This is a genomic window from Candidatus Protofrankia californiensis (assembly GCF_900634765.1).
Taxonomy (GTDB): Bacteria; Actinomycetota; Actinomycetes; order Frankiales; family Frankiaceae; genus Protofrankia; species Protofrankia californiensis.
Genome location: NZ_CAAAFT010000489.1, coordinates 44887 through 46555, shown reverse-complemented (window position 1 = coordinate 46555; position 1669 = coordinate 44887). Strand labels below are relative to the sequence as shown.

Sequence of the window (1669 nt, the reverse complement as noted above, 5' to 3'; positions counted from 1 at the left end):
ATGCGGCCGGACGCCGGACGTCCCGACCGGTGACGGCATGTCCCGACCGGTAGCGCCGGGTCCGGGGATTCGGACGTGGTTGTCGGGCACGATGGCCGGTATGGCAACCGAGTACACGCTCCCCGACGTCCTGGCCACCCGTTACGCCTCGGCCGAGATCCGGCGGCTGTGGTCGCCGGAGAGCAAAGTCGTCTCGGAGCGCAGATTGTGGCTGGCGGTGCTGCGCGCCCAACGGGATCTCGGCCTGGACCTCCCCGCCGGCGTGATCGAGGACTACGAGCGGGTCCTCACCGAGGTGGACCTGGGCTCGATAGCGCGGCGGGAGCGGATCCGGCGCCATGACGTCAAGGCCCGGATCGAGGAGTTCAACGCCCTTGCCGGCCATGAGCACGTGCACAAGGGCATGACGTCGCGGGATCTCACCGAGAACGTCGAGCAACTGCAGGTGCGCGGCTCGCTCGCGCTGGTCCGCGGGCGCATGGTCGCGGCACTGGCCCGCCTGGCCCGCCTGGCCGCCGAGTACGACTCGCTGGTGATCACCGGGCGCAGCCACAACGTCCCCGCCCAGGCGACCACGCTCGGCAAGCGGTTCGCCTCCGCCGGGCAGGAGCTGCTCGTCGCCTTCGAGCGGGTCGAGGACACCCTCTCCCGCTATCCGCTGCGCGGGATCAAAGGCCCGGTCGGGACCGGTCAGGACATGCTCGACCTGCTCGGCGGGGATGCCACCAAGCTCGCGGAGCTGGAGCGGCGGATCGCCGAGTTCCTCGGCTTCAGCCGGGTGCTGACCAGCGTGGGCCAGGTCTACCCGCGGTCGCTCGACTTCGACGTCGTCACCGCGCTGGTCCAGGCCGCGGCGGGACCAGCGAGCCTCGCCACGACCATCCGGCTGATGGCCGGTCACGAACTGGCCACCGAGGGCTTCGCGTCCGGCCAGGTGGGCTCGAGTGCGATGCCGCACAAGATGAACACCCGCTCCTGTGAGCGGGTCAGCGGCCTGTCGGTGGTACTGCGCGGTTTTGCCGGCATGACCGGCGAGCTCGCCGGGAACCAGTGGAACGAGGGGGACGTGTCCTGCTCGGTCGTGCGCAGGGTGGCTCTTCCCGGTGCGTTCTTCGCGGCTGACGGGCTCTACGAGACGTTCCTCACCGTTCTGGACGACTTCGGGGCCTATCCGGCCGTGATCGCCCGCGAGCTGGACCGCAACCTGCCGTTCCTGGCCACGACCAAGATTCTCATGGCTGCCGTGCGCCAGGGCGTCGGGCGGGAGACCGCCCACGAGGTCATCCGGGAGCATGCCGTCGCGGTCGCCCTCGCCCTGCGGGAGAAGGGGGTGGACCACAACGATCTGCTGACACGGCTTGCGGGCGACGAACGGCTGGGCCTGGACGCCGCTGAGCTGTCGTCGGTGCTGGCCGAACCGCTGACGTTCACCGGAGCGGCCCGGGCGCAGGTCGCAGCCTTCTGCGCCCGGGTGGACGACATCGTCAGCCGCTACCCGGACGCCGCGGCCTACACCCCCGAGCCGATCCTGTAACAGGCCGAAGACGGCGCGATCACTGGCCTGGGGTCAGCGCCTCCGCGAGGCCCGCGGCGGCGGCCTTTTCGAAGTCGTCCTTGAACGCGGCGAGCAGGGCCTGCAGATCGGGGTCGTTGAGGGCGAGGATCTGGG

At 70.6% G+C, this 1669-nt stretch carries 1 protein-coding gene; it reads left to right on the top strand.

Translation table 11 applies throughout. The annotated features are described in order from the left end of the window. Window positions 1-100: 100 nt before the first annotated feature. Window positions 101-1534: an adenylosuccinate lyase gene (purB, locus tag DD1DGNOD_RS25450; protein WP_131771177.1), complete on the top strand. Its 1434-nt coding sequence runs from the start codon at window positions 101-103 to the stop codon at window positions 1532-1534. Window positions 1535-1669: the final 135 nt, after the last annotated feature.